Annotated in this window: 10 protein-coding genes; 6 read left to right on the forward strand and 4 right to left on the reverse strand. The window is 73.6% G+C overall.

The annotated features are described in order from the left end of the window. Positions 1–215: 215 nt before the first annotated feature. The 6 genes from nirB (at position 216) to ACFVAJ_RS15875 (ending at position 10,103) form a co-directional block, all read left to right on the forward strand. On the forward strand, positions 216–2,831 hold the full coding sequence (gene nirB, locus ACFVAJ_RS15850; RefSeq protein ID WP_376945730.1) for a nitrite reductase large subunit NirB: 2,616 nt from the start codon (positions 216–218) through the stop codon (positions 2,829–2,831). Beyond that, on the forward strand, positions 2,828–3,601 hold the full coding sequence (cobA, locus tag ACFVAJ_RS15855) for a uroporphyrinogen-III C-methyltransferase (RefSeq protein WP_376945732.1): 774 nt from the start codon (positions 2,828–2,830) through the stop codon (positions 3,599–3,601). The genes nirB and cobA overlap by 4 nt, the downstream gene beginning before the upstream one ends. Then, a complete protein-coding gene (locus ACFVAJ_RS15860) occupies positions 3,598–4,728 on the forward strand; it encodes a uroporphyrinogen-III synthase (protein ID WP_376945734.1) in 1,131 nt (376 codons plus the stop codon). The genes cobA and ACFVAJ_RS15860 overlap by 4 nt, the downstream gene beginning before the upstream one ends. Positions 4,729–4,867: 139 nt before the next feature. Beyond that, entirely contained in the window at positions 4,868–6,259 is a 1,392-nt protein-coding gene (locus ACFVAJ_RS15865) for an MFS transporter (protein ID WP_376945736.1), read from the forward strand. 11 nt (positions 6,260–6,270) lie between these two features. Further along, complete coding sequence (locus ACFVAJ_RS15870) at positions 6,271–8,400, forward strand: molybdopterin oxidoreductase family protein (RefSeq protein ID WP_376945738.1); 2,130 nt, start codon at positions 6,271–6,273, stop codon at positions 8,398–8,400. Next, positions 8,397–10,103 carry an FAD-dependent oxidoreductase gene (locus ACFVAJ_RS15875; RefSeq protein ID WP_376945740.1) on the forward strand — a complete coding sequence of 569 codons (1,707 nt, stop codon included), beginning with the start codon at positions 8,397–8,399 and terminating at the stop codon, positions 10,101–10,103. Before ACFVAJ_RS15870 ends, ACFVAJ_RS15875 begins: the two co-directional genes overlap by 4 nt. A 42-nt stretch (positions 10,104–10,145) precedes the next feature. Here ACFVAJ_RS15875 and ACFVAJ_RS15880 read toward each other — a convergent pair whose 3' ends face one another. The 4 genes from ACFVAJ_RS15880 to ACFVAJ_RS15895 all read right to left on the reverse strand — a co-directional run bounded on the left by ACFVAJ_RS15880 (position 10,146) and on the right by ACFVAJ_RS15895 (position 12,594). After that, positions 10,146–10,913: a sirohydrochlorin chelatase gene (locus ACFVAJ_RS15880; protein WP_376945742.1), complete on the reverse strand. Its 768-nt coding sequence runs from the start codon at positions 10,911–10,913 to the stop codon at positions 10,146–10,148. Between the two features lie 110 nt (positions 10,914–11,023). Next, the gene (trmD, locus tag ACFVAJ_RS15885; protein WP_376945744.1) at positions 11,024–11,734 is read right to left on the reverse strand and encodes a tRNA (guanosine(37)-N1)-methyltransferase TrmD; all 711 of its coding nucleotides are present in this window, start codon (positions 11,732–11,734) and stop codon (positions 11,024–11,026) included. Between the two features lie 7 nt (positions 11,735–11,741). Then, positions 11,742–12,401, reverse strand: a complete 660-nt coding sequence (gene rimM / locus ACFVAJ_RS15890) for a ribosome maturation factor RimM (protein ID WP_376945746.1) — start codon at positions 12,399–12,401, stop codon at positions 11,742–11,744. Further along, positions 12,358–12,594: an RNA-binding protein gene (locus ACFVAJ_RS15895; RefSeq protein ID WP_121475435.1), complete on the reverse strand. Its 237-nt coding sequence runs from the start codon at positions 12,592–12,594 to the stop codon at positions 12,358–12,360. The genes rimM and ACFVAJ_RS15895 overlap by 44 nt, the downstream gene beginning before the upstream one ends.

Below are 12,594 nucleotides of genomic sequence, written 5' to 3' on the forward strand. Positions count from 1 at the left end.
CAGGGTCGGGCCGGGCGCTCGTGCCCGGCGGTGCCTGCGGCCGACGCTAGCCGCGCTTCGTTTCCGCCGGCCGGTCGCGGTGTTTCGGCACGGTGAAGACCGCCTCACATCGGCCGAGGGCAGGCGTGCGGCGCACGCGCTTCACAGTTACCGCGACGAAACAGCCCCGAAACGCCCCGCTCCTACGCTCGCCTCAACCGATCCGGGGAGGCAGCATGACCGGCAGCACCACCGAGCACCGCCCCAGCGCCGGGGTGCGCGACGTCCTCGTCGTCGGCGGCGGACCCGCCGCCCATCGGCTCGCCGACAGCCTGCACGCCCGCGATGCGGGGCGGAGCCTGCGCGTCACGGTCGTCGGCGAGGAGCCGCATGCCCCCTACGACCGGGTCGCCCTCAGCACCCGTCTCGCCGACGGCACGATCGACCTCGCACTCCAGCCGAGCACGATGTGGGACGCGGGGCACGTCGAGCTCGTCGTCGGCGAGCGCGTGGTGGCGATCGATGCCGACGCGAACACGGCGACGACCTCGACGGGACGACGGCTGCACTGGGACGAACTCGTGCTCGCCACCGGTTCGAGCGCGCCGGTGCCCGAGCTGCCGGGCTCCGAGCACGCCCGCGTCTACCGCACGATCGACGATGTCGACGCGCTCGTCGCCGAGACCGCGGCGATCGCCGTGCATCACGGCCGGCCCGCCCGCGTGGTCGTCGCGGGCGGCGGCCTGCTCGGGCTCGAGGCCGCCGGCGGCCTCGCCGCGCTCGGTGCCGACGCCGCGATCGTGCACTCCGGCGGCTGGCTCATGTCGGCGCAGCTCGACGAGGGTGCTGGTCGCGCGCTCGGCCGCATCATCGCGGGCCAGGGCATCGGCCTGCACCTCGGCGTCCGGCCGACGGCGCTGCTCGTCGACGAGGAGGTCGTCGTCGGCGTCGAGCTCGCGAACGGGCGGCGCATCGAGTGCGATCTCGTCGTCTTCGCGATCGGCATCAGCCCTCGCGACGAGCTCGCCCGCGAACTCGGTCTCGAGCTCGGGCCCCGCGGCGGCGTCGCGATCGACTCGGCCTGCGCGACGTCCCTCCCGAACGTGCGGGCGATCGGCGAGGTCGCGAGCTTCGACGGGCGCTGCACGGGGCTCGTCGCGCCGGCCAACGCGATGGCCGAGGTCGTCGCCGACCGCCTGCTCGGCGGCGGGGCCGAGTTCACGACGGTCGACGACGCGACGAAGCTGAAGCTCTCGGGCGTCGACGTCGCGAGCTTCGGCGATGCGCTCGCCCGCACCCCGCACGCCCTCGAGATCGTCTATGCGGATCCCGCACGCGGGCTCTACCAGAAGCTCGTCATGACGGGCGACGCGAAGACCCTCCTCGGCGGCATCTTCGTCGGCGATGCCTCCCCCTACTCGAGCCTGCGCCCGCTCCTCGGCACCGAGCTCTCGAGCGAGCCGGCCGCGTACCTCTCGGCGTCGGGCGTCGAGCCGCCGGCGGGCGACGAACTCCCCGCTGCCGCGCTCGTGTGCGCGTGCAACAACGTCACGGCCGGCAGCATCCGCGACGCGATCGCGGGCGACGAACACGCAGAGGGCTGTACCGAGCTCGGCGCGCTGAAGGCGTGCACCCGCGCCGGCACGCAGTGCGGCTCGTGCGTCCCGCTCGTGAAGAAGCTCCTCGAGGGCGAGCTGAAGAAATCGGGCGTCACCCTGTCGAAGGCGCTGTGCGAGCACTTCGAGCTCTCCCGCCAGGACCTGTTCGAGTCGGTGCGCGTCATCGGGCTGACCTCGTTCGAGGCGATCATCGAGCGCCTCGGCACGGGCCGCGGCTGCGACATCTGCAAGCCGGTGATCGCCTCGATCCTCGCCACCCAGCACGGTTCCTACATCCTCGACGGCGGCCGCGGCGGGTTGCAGGACACGAACGACCGCGCGATGGCGAACATGCAGAAGGACGGCACCTACTCGGTCGTGCCGCGCATCCCCGCCGGCGAGATCACGCCCGACAAGCTCGCGGTGATCGCCGCGGTCGCGCAGGAGTTCGGGCTCTACACGAAGATCACCGGCGGCCAGCGCATCGACCTGTTCGGCGCGCGGCTCGACCAGCTGCCCGACATCTGGAAGCAGCTCGTCGACGCCGGCTTCGAATCCGGCCAGGCCTACGGCAAGGCGCTGCGCAACGTGAAGAGCTGCGTCGGGTCGACCTGGTGCCGCTACGGCGTGCAGGACTCGGTGGCGATGGCGATCCGCCTCGAGCTCCGCTACCGCGGGCTGCGCTCGCCGCACAAGCTCAAGTTCGGCGTCTCGGGGTGCGCGCGCGAGTGCGCCGAGGCGCGCGGCAAGGACGTCGGGGTCATCGCGACCGATCAGGGCTGGAACCTCTACGTCGGCGGCAACGGCGGATTCCAGCCGGCGCACGCGCAGCTGCTGGCGAGCGACCTCGACGACGAGACCCTGATCCGCTACATCGACCGCTACCTGATGTACTACATCCGCACCGCCGACCGACTGCAGCGCACGGCGCGCTGGATGGAGGACCTCGAGGGCGGCCTCGAGCACGTGCGCGAGGTCGTGGTCGACGATCGCCTCGGCCTCGCCGAGGAGCTCGAGGCGGCCGTGGCGACCCACGTCGAGCACTACGAGGACGAGTGGGCGGCCACGCTCGCCGACCCCGAGCGGCTGCGCCGGTTCCGCTCCTTCGTGAACGCCCCGAACACGCCCGACCCCTCGATCGCCCGGGTCGCCGAGCGCGAGCAGTTCCGGCCCGCCACGGCCGAGGAGCGCGCGGACGGGCGGGCGGTGCTCATCGCGGGCGCCACCATCCCGACGCGGGAGGAGCTCGCATGACCGGCCGCGTCACGCTCGTGGGCGGCGGCCCGGGCGCCGTCGACCTGCTCACGGTCCGTGCGGTGCGTGCCCTCGCCGAGGCCGATGTCGTCCTCGTCGACCGGCTCGCACCGCACGAGGAGCTCGCCGCGCTGGCGCCGGGCGCCGAGATCGTCGACGTCGGCAAGACCCCGGGTCACCATGCCGTTGCGCAGCACGAGATCGAGGCGATGCTCGTGCGGTACGCGGCATCCGGCGCCCATGTCGTGCGCCTGAAGGGCGGCGACCCGTACGTGTTCGGCCGCGGCGGCGAGGAGGTGCTCGCCTGCCACGCGGCGGGGATCCCCGTCGAGGTGGTTCCGGGCGTGACGAGCGCGATCTCCGTGCCGGCCGCAGCCGGCATCCCCGTCACGCATCGCGAGGTGAGCCGCATGGTCACGGTGGTCTCGGGGCACGCCCCGTTCACCGACGACGAACTCGCCCACCTCGCGGGGCTCGGCGGCACGATCGTGGTGCTCATGGGCGTCGGCACGCTCCCGTCGCTCGCGGCCGGGCTCGCCCGGCACGGCCTCCCGGCGGAGCATCCGGTCGCGATCGTCGAACGCGGCTTCAGCGCGGAGCAGCGCACGACCGTCGGCACCCTCGCCGACATCGTCGCGACGGCCGCGCGAGCGCGCGTCGCCTCCCCCGCGGTGGTCGTCGTCGGCGAGGTCGTGCGCCTCGCGCACGACGGTTCGGCGTCGGCCGCCGAACTCATCGCCGGCGCGGCCGCGAGGGCGGTGATCGCATGACGGATGCCGCGGAGTGCCCGCCGGGCTTCCGGCCCGACCAGTTGGCGGGGTTCCGCATCGGGGTCACCAGCGATCGGCGCTCGGCCGACCTCATCGACGCCCTCGCCCGCCGCGGCGCCCAGGTGCTGCACGCCCCCACCCTGCGGATGGCGAACGCGGCGAGCGACGACCCCGTCATCGCCGACACGCGCGCGATCATCGCCGCGCGCCCGGATGTGCTGCTCGCGACTACCGCCTACGGCGTGCGCCGCTGGTTCGAGGTCGCCGACTCGGCCGGTCTCGGCGAAGACCTCGTCGAGGCGCTGCAGGCGACCGCGATCCTCGTCCGCGGGCCGAAGGCACGCGGCGGGATCCGCGCCGCCGGCTTGAACGACGTCGGCATGAGCGCCGAGGAGACGACCGAGTCGCTCATCGACGAGGTGCTCGACCGCTACCCGCGGGGGCTCACGATCGCGGTGCAGCTGCACGGATTCCTCCAGGCGCACCAGCTCGACCGCCTGCGCGAGGCCCACGCCCGGGTGCTCACCGTCGAGCCGTACCGATGGGTCGAGACCGACGCCGACGACGACCGGGTCGATCGGCTGATCGACGCCGCCTGCTCGGGCGGGCTCGACGCCGTCACCTTCACGAGCGCGCCGGCCGTGCACGCGCTGTTCGGGGCCGCCGAGGCGCGCGGCCGATACGACGAGCTCGTCGACGCGATGTGCGGGCCCGTCGTCGCTGCGGCCGTCGGCCCGGTCACGGCGGCGCCGCTCCTCGACGCCGGGATCGTGCCCATCCAGCCCGAGCGGTTCCGGATGGGGGCGCTCATCCGCCTGCTCTGCGAGCACCTCGAGCAGTCGCGCGTGCTCCGGCTCGACACACGCCACGGCGAGCTCGCCCTGCGCGGGTCGGTGCTCGAGATCGACGACCGCCGGGTGCCGCTCGCACCCGTCGCGCTCGCCCTGCTGCGCGCGCTCGTGCTCGCGCACGGCGCCGTCGTCGCCCGTGACCGGCTCGCGTCGGGGCTGCCCGGCACGGGCGACCTGCACGCCCTCGAGGTCGCACTCAGCCGACTGCGGCAGACGATCGGGGTGCCGGGCCTCATCGCCACCGTGGTCAAGCGCGGATACCGGATCGATGTCTGAGCCGCCCCTCACACGCCGCCGGGCAGCGGGTGAGCACCTCGAGACCAGTCGTTCACGGGCGGCACGATCGGCGGAAACACCGGCTCCGTAGCGTCGGCCGCACGAGTTCCGCTCACGTACGACCGCACCGGAGGCACCGATGACCGACACCGTCAGCACCGAGCAGCACCGACCGACCACCGCCGCCGCCGCACCGGCGCCTGCGCTCGTGATGCGCCCGGGCCGTTGGATCGACCACTGGGATCCGGAGGACCACGAGCAGTGGCAGGCCGAGGGGCGCGCGATCGCCCGCCGCAACCTCCGCTGGTCGATCTTCGCCGAGTTCCTCGGTTTCGTGATCTGGCAGCTCTGGTCGATCGTCGCGGTGACGCTGCCCGACGCCGGATTCGCGCTCTCGACGGGCGAGGTCTTCTGGCTGATCTCGATTCCGAGCCTCGTGGGCGCGACGCTGCGGATCCCCTATTCGTTCCTCGTGCCCCGCTTCGGCGGCCGCAACTGGACGATCATCTCTGCCGGACTGCTGCTCGCGCCGGCGATCGCCCTCGCCGTCTGCGTCGGAAACCCCGAGACCCCCTTCGGCGTCCTCCTCGCGGCCGCCGCGCTGGCCGGGTTCGGCGGCGGCAACTTCGCGAGCTCGATGTCGAACATCACCTACTTCTACCCGCAGCGCGAGAAGGGCTGGGCGCTCGGGCTCAACGCCGCGGGCGGCAACCTCGGCGCCGCCGTCGCCCAGTTCGCCGTCCCGATCGTCATCACGATCGGTGCGGGGGCATCCCTCAACGTGCCGCTCGCCGGCTGGATCTGGGTGCCGTTCATCGTCGTCGCGATGATCGGCGCGTGGCGCCGCATGGACAACCTCTCGAACGCGAAGGCCGACCTCGCGGGTTCGGCGGCGGCCCTCCGGGAGCCGCACCTCTGGGTGCTGTCGCTGCTCTACATCGGCACCTTCGGCTCGTTCATCGGCTTCGCGAGCGTGTTCCCGAAGCTCATCGTCGACCAGTTCCCCGAGTTCTCGACCTTCGAGGTCGGCGGCACGTCGATCGGCCTCGCCTTCCTCGGTGCACTCGTCGGCTCGCTGGCGCGCCCGTACGGCGGGCGTCTCGCCGACCGCTTCGGCGGCGCCCGCATCACGATGTGCGCCTTCGCGGCGATGGGCGCGATCACCCTCGCGGTCGTCCTCGCGCTGCCCGTCACCGGGTTCTGGGGCTTCCTCGGACTGTTCCTGCTGCTCTTCGCCGCCGCGGGCGTCGGCAACGGCTCGACCTACCGGATGGTGCCCATCGTCTTCGCCCTGCGCGCCTCGGGCGACGAGACGGCTCGCAAGCGCAAGGCGGCCGCGGCGCTCGGCCTCATCTCGGCGATCGGTGCGTACGGCGGCTTCCTCATCCCCCAGGCGCTGAACCTCTCGTTCCAGGCGACGGGCGGCTACGCGGGCGCCTTCCTCGGCTTCGTCGCCGGCTACGCCGTGCTCCTCGCACTGACCGCCCTCGTCTACGTCCGTCCCGGTCGGGCGCGCGCACAGCAGATCTGAATCGAGCACGGATGTCACGAGCCTCAGCCGACACCCACTGCCCGTACTGCGCGCTGCAGTGCGCGATGACGCTCGGCGAACCGGATGCCACGGCGTCGCCCTCGTCGACGGCGCCGGTGAGCGTCGCCGCCCGCGACTTCCCCACGAATCGCGGGGGGCTCTGCAAGAAGGGGTGGACCTCGGCCGAACTGCTCGGCAGCACCGCGCGGCTCCGGGTGCCGCTCGTGCGGGGTGCGGACGGCGAGCTCGCGGAGGCGAGCTGGGACGAGGCCCTCGATCTCGTCGCGGGCCGACTCCGAGGCATCCGCGAGCAGCACGGCGCCGACGCCGTCGGCGTCTTCGGCGGCGGCGGCCTCACGAACGAGAAGGCGTACCTGCTCGGCAAGTTCGCGCGGCTCGCCCTCGGCACGAGCCGCATCGACTACAACGGGCGCTACTGCATGTCGTCGGCTGCGGCGGCGGGCAACCGGGCGTTCGGCGTCGATCGGGGGCTGCCGTTCCCGGTGGAGGACCTGGACGCGGCCGACACCATCCTCCTCCTCGGGTCGAACGTGGCGGCGACCATGCCCCCGTTCATCGGGCACCTCGCCGGCGCGCAGTCGGCCGGCGGGCTCATGGTCGTCGACCCGCGCCGCACCGCGACCGCACGACTGACCGACGACGGGCAGGGAGTTCACCTGGCGCCTGCGCCCGGCACCGACCTCGTGCTCCTCCTCGGCCTCATCCATCAGGTCATCGCCGAGCGCCTCGTCGACGCCGACTACGTCGAGCGGCGCACGCTCGGGTTCGTCGCACTGCGACGGTCGGTGTCGAGCTGGTGGCCCGAACGCGTGCAGTCGGTGACCGGCGTGCCCGCCGCCTCGATCCGCCGGCTCGCCCGGCGCCTCGCGGCCGGCGGGAACACCTACATCCTCACCGGGCGGGGCGTCGAGCAGCACGTCGACGGCACGGACACCGCGACCGCCGCGATCAACCTCGCCCTCCTGCTCGGTCTGCCGGGTCGTCGCGGCAGCGGCTACGGCACGCTCACGGGACAGGGCAACGGGCAGGGCGGGCGCGAGCACGGACAGAAGAGCGACCAGCTGCCCGGATACCGCAAGATCACCGACCCGGCCGCCCGCGCCCACGTCGCCCGGGTGTGGGGCGTCGAGCCCGAGGCGCTCCCGGGCCCCGGGCTTCCCGCGGTCGAGCTGCTGCAGTCGCTCGGCCGCGACGGCGGGGTGCGGGCGCTCCTCGTGCACGGCTCGAACCTCGTCGTCTCCTCGCCGAACGTCGCCGACGTGCGGGCGGGGATCGCCGCCCTCGACCTCCTCGTGGTGTGCGACTTCGTGCGCTCGGAGACGGCGGCGCTCGCCGACGTCGTGCTGCCGGTGCGGCAGTGGGCCGAGGAGGAGGGCACGATGACCTCGCTCGAGGGGCGCGTGCTGCGGCGGCGGCGAGCGATCGAGGCCCCCGAGGGCACGCGCGACGAGCTGTGGGTGCTCGCCGAGCTCGCCCGGCGGCTCGGCTGCCCGGCGACGTTCGACACCGACCCCGAGCGGGTGTTCGAGGAGCTCCGGCTCGCCTCGGAGGGCGGCCCGGCCGACTACTCGGGCATCGACTACGCGATGCTCGATCGGGGCGAGGCCGCGTACTGGCCGTATCCGCGCGGCAGTGCCGGCACCCCGCGGCTCTTCACCGAGCGCTTCGCGCACGCCGACGGGCTCGCCCGGCTCGTCGCGGTCACGGTGCGGCCGGGCGTGCTCGAGGGCCCCGCGCCCGACGAACTCACCCTCGTGACCGGTCGCCTGCTCGAGCACTACCAGAGCGGGGCGCAGACGAGGCTCGTGCCCGAACTGCTCGCCGCCGAGCCCGAGCTGCGGGCGTCGATCCACCCGGCGACCGCCGAGCGCCTCGGCATCGCCGACGGCGAGCTCATCGAGCTCGCGAACAGCCGCGGGCGCGTCGCCTGCCGTGCCCGGCTCACGACCGAGGTGCGGGTCGAGACGGTGTTCCTCCCGTTCCACTTCGGCGACGACCGTGCGGCGAACCTGCTCACGAGCGACCTCGTCGACCCCGTGTCGGCCATGCCCGAGTTCAAGACCAATCGCGTGCGCCTGCGCCCCGCAGCGCGCCTCGCAGAAGCCGGAGCCTCGACATGACCACGCCGCAGCGCATCGTCCTCCTCGGGTACGGCCCCGTCGGCGCCCGCTTCGTCGAGGAGCTGCTGCCGTCCGTCGCCGACGGTTCGCTCGACCTGACCGTCGTCGGCGGCGAACCGGTCGAGGCGTACAACCGCGTGCTCGTCGCCGAGTACGCCGTCGGCGGCACCGAGCTCGAGTCGATGCTCGTCGGCGATCGCGCGGCCGCGGAGGCCGCCGGGGTCAGGATGCGGCTCGGCGTCGCCGCCCGCGCGATCGACCGCGACGCCCGCACCGTCGAGCTCGACACGGGTGAACGTCTCGACTACGACCGTCTCGTCCTCGCGACGGGCGCCCGCGCGAACGTGCCGACCCTCGACGGCGTCGAGCGCCATCGTCGCGACCTCGTCTCCCTCGAGAAGTACGCCGACGCGCTCGTCGGCCGCGACGACGCGCTGCCGGCCGGCGTCACCGCGCTGCGCGACCTCGCCGACGCGGAGCAGGTGCTCGCCGCGGTCCGAGCGCGCCGCCGGATCATCGTGCTCGGCGCCGGGGTGCTCGGACTTGAACTCGCGCTCGCGGCCGCGCACGCGGGCGCCGACGTCTGCGTCGTGCACCACGGCCCGCACCCGATGCCCCGCAACCTCGATCGGGGCGCGGGGCTCGTGCTCCGTGCCGCGCTCCGGCGCACGGGCGTCACCGTCGTCGTGAACTCGCGAGCCGAGGCGGTCGGCTTCCGCGACGAGGCCGACGGCACGCGACGTTTCGACCAACTCGTCACCGCCGACGGCAAGCAGCTCCGCGGCGACCTGCTCGTGCTCTCGTGCGGCGTCAGCGCCCGCACCGAGCTCGCCACGCTCGCCGGGCTCCGCACGGCGGCCGGCATCGTCGTGCACCCCTGGCTCGCCTCCTGGAGCGACCCCGCCGTCTTCGCCATCGGCGACTGCGCGCAGATCGTCGAACGCACCGAGGAGAACGCGCACGAGCGCACGCTGCCGGGCGCGCCGTCGGGTCTCATCGGACCGGGCTGGCGGCAGGCCGACTGGCTCGCGGCGAGGTTCGCGGCCGAGGCCCGCGACGAGGCATCCGCTGATTCGACGACGGACGGCGCCGACCGCTCGCCGCGCGACGAAGGCGTTGCGCCGCCGGCCGAACGCGCTGCGCCGCCCGCCGAGCGCGAGCCGATCGTCATGCTGAAGGCCGAGCACCTCGACGTCGTCGCCGTCGGCGACGTCGGGGCCGAGCCGTGGGACGAGGACCCCGCGCACCCGCAGCGCCGGGTGGCGCAGTGGGCCGACCCCGAGCACCACCGCTACGTGAAGATGGTGACCGAGGGCGGCGTGCTCACGGCGTTCGCGAGCGTCGGGATGCCGCGCACCGCCGCCGAGCTGACGCTGCTCTTCGAGCGCCGAGGCGAGCTCCCGGCCGACCGCTCGCTGCTGCTCCGCTTCGACGGACCCGACGACGACCCCGCAGCCTCGGGCGACGCGTTCGCCCCCGCCGCGACGGTCTGCTGGTGCAACGGCGTCACGGTGGAACGCATCGAGGCCTCGGCGGCGGGCGGCAGCACGACGGTCGAGTGCGTGGGGCGCGACACCCGTGCGGGCACGGGCTGCGGCGGCTGCAAGGGGCGGATCGCCGAGGTGCTCGCGCGGGTCGCAGCGGCGGCGAGCGTCACCTCCCCCGCCGGCGAACCCGACGACGCGCCGAGTCTCGCCGGCTGATCATCGCGGCAGCGACGGTCGGCGCGCGCCGGCCGCGTTGGCCTACACCGCGACCCGGCGCTCGGCCTCGGCCTCGCGGTAGCGGTCGAGCACGAGCGCGACGAGCTCGGCCGGAGCGGGCTCGCCGGGCAGGAGCAGCGGATCGGCCACGAGTTCGGCGCCCGACGCGGCAGCCGCATCGGAGAAGGCGCCCGGCGCGAGCAGGTACGGGGCGACCGCGATGCGCTCGCCCGGGTGGACCTCGCGGATCATCTCGATCGCGTCGGGCAGGCGCGGGATCGCCGCGGCGATGAAGCCGACCGTGACCGATCGGCCCAGCTTGAGCCCGAGCCTGCGGGCGGTCTCGAAGCACTCCCGGACCGCGCGGGGGTCGTTCGACCCGGCGGCGGCGAGCACGACGGCGTCGTCGCGCTCGAGGCCCGCGCGCGCGAGTCGGCCCGCGAGCACCTCGACGATGCGGTCGTCGGGGCCGAGCGCCTCGGCGAGCCCCGCATCCGCCCCGATCCGCTGGAGCCCGAGGGAGAGCCCGGTGCGCACGTGGAAACCCGCCGACAGCACGAGCGGCACGATCACCGGCGCAGGGCCGTCGCCGCTCACGAGGTCGACGGCGAGGTCGCCGTCGCGGGCGTCGACGAAGCTGATGGCGACGTCGAGCTCGGGCCTGGCCGAGGCGACGCCGTCGACGAGGCGCATGATCGCCTCCCGATTGGCCCCGGAGGGCGCACCGTGCGTCACCGCGACGAGACGGAGCGGCGCTGCCACCGCCGCGTCGTCATCGCGCGGGCCCGGCACTGCACTCGTGACGACCATGCTCCGACCCGCGCTCTCCGGCGGGGAATCGGTGGTGCCCGCCGATTCGACGGTATGAAGCGGGTGTTACGGGGCGGCGAGCCCGATGTTTCGGGCGCGTGAAGAACGGCTCACGCGTTCGTGCCGCCCGACCCCTCCCCGAGCAGTTCGGGTCGCACGCGACGCGTGCGCTCGAGCTGCTGCTCGTGCCGCCATGCGGCGACCGCGCCGTGGTTGCCGGAGCGGAGCACCGGCGGCACCTCGAGGCCGCGCCACTCGGCGGGCTTGGTGTAGCTCGGGTACTCGAGCAGGCCGTTCTCGTGGGACTCCTCGACGAGCGACTCGGGGTTGCCGACGACGCCGGGGACGAGCCGCCCCGCCGCCTCGATCATCGCCATGACGGCGACCTCGCCGCCGTTGAGCACGTAGTCGCCGAGCGAGATGAGGCGCACGCGCATGCGCGTCGAGTAGTGGTCGACGACGCGCTGGTCGATGCCCTCGTAGCGCCCGCAGGCGAAGACGAGGTGCTGCTCCTCGGCGAGTTCGCGGGCGATCGCCTGCGTGAACGGCTCGCCCGCGGGCGAGGGCACGATGAGCAGTGCCTCGGATGCCTCGTCGCCGACGATCGAGTCGAGGGCCTCGCCCCACGGCTCGGGCTTCATGACCATGCCCGCACCGCCGCCGTACGGCGTGTCGTCGACGGTGCGGTGACGGTCGTGCGTGAAGTCGCGCAGGTCGTGCGCGGTCACCTCGAGGAGGCCGGACTCGCGCGCCTTGCCCAGGAGCGACAGGTCGAGCACCGAGAAGAACTCGGGGAAGATCGTGACGATGTCGACGCGCATCGGGGGCCTATTCGGCGGCTGCGTCGCCGTCGCCGGCGGGCGAGGCCTCGTCATCGGCCGACCCGCTCTCGGCGAGCTCTTCGAAGAGCCCGGCCGGCGGGGTGACCGTGAGGGTGCCTGCGGCGAGGTCGACCTCGGGCACGATCGCCGAGACGAACGGCACCATGACGTCGCGACCGCCGGGACGCTCATGGTCGACGCGGACGATCAGCAGGTCTTGTGCGGGGAGGTGCTCGACGTGCACGACCTCGCCGATGCGCACGCCATCTCGGAGCACGGCGAGCCCGATGAGCTGGTGGTCGTACCAGGCGTCGTCTTCAGGATCCTCGTCGTCGACCTGGTCGACCCAGAGGATGGCCTTCAGCAGCGTCTCGGCCGCCGTGCGGTCGTCGACGCCCTCGAAGAACCCGACGGGCTGCCCGTTGTACCAGCGCACCTCTCGGAGCGTCAGGTGCTTGCCGTGCCACGGCGAGTCCTTCGGAACCTGCAGCGAGAACACGGCGCCGGGGACGAAGCGACGCTCGGGGTCGTCGGTGTAGAGCTCGAGCTTGATGGCGCCCTTCAGGCCGTGCGCCTTCGTCAGGCGCCCGACCCGGAGCTGCGTACCCGGTGCGTCGGCCACGTCAGTCGTCGGTGTCGACGACGTCGACACGCACACGGCGGCCATCGGCCAGCGCGGTCACGAGCGTGCGGAGCGCCTTGGCCGTACGGCCGGCGCGTCCGATGACGCGACCGAGGTCCTCGGGGTTCACGTGAACCTCGAGGACCTCGCCACGTGCGCTCGACGCGGAGACGACCCTCACGTCGTCAGGGTGATCGACGATCCCCTTGACGAGGTGTTCGAGCGCGGACTGGAGCAA

The organism is Agromyces sp. NPDC057679 (assembly GCF_042799635.1).
In the GTDB taxonomy this organism is placed as follows: Bacteria; Actinomycetota; Actinomycetes; order Actinomycetales; family Microbacteriaceae; genus Agromyces.